1 protein-coding gene is annotated in these 272 nt (G+C 49.3%); it reads right to left on the bottom strand.

Features of this window, described 5'->3' with window-relative positions; translation table 11 throughout:
- Nucleotides 1-71: 71 nt before the first annotated feature.
- Nucleotides 72-272, bottom strand: a 201-nt coding sequence (locus AB9F29_RS22700; RefSeq protein ID WP_369757348.1) for a C-terminal helicase domain-containing protein, incomplete at its 5' end; no start/stop codon positions are given.

Consider the following 272-nt stretch of genomic DNA (forward strand, 5'->3'; position numbering starts at 1 on the left):
CCTCGTTAGAATTAGCTCAAAATGGTAACACCCCCTGGTGTCACCGAAATTGAACGCCTACTCTACACCAGTTAGCAATTCATTGTTTTTTTGCTCTTAGGATTCACACCTTCACAACAGCCAGCCATTTCATAGAACACGACCTGTTCGCGGGCCCGAGTAACCGCAGTGTAGAGCAATCGCTTGTGCATTTCTGGGGAAAGCCAAACGGGCCGCTTGAACACCGTGCTGGTATCGATGAACACAGTATCCACATAGCGCCCTTGGCTCTT

The sequence above is a fragment of the Falsihalocynthiibacter sp. S25ZX9 genome (assembly GCF_041205405.1).
Classification (GTDB): Bacteria; Pseudomonadota; Alphaproteobacteria; order Rhodobacterales; family Rhodobacteraceae; genus Falsihalocynthiibacter; species Falsihalocynthiibacter arcticus.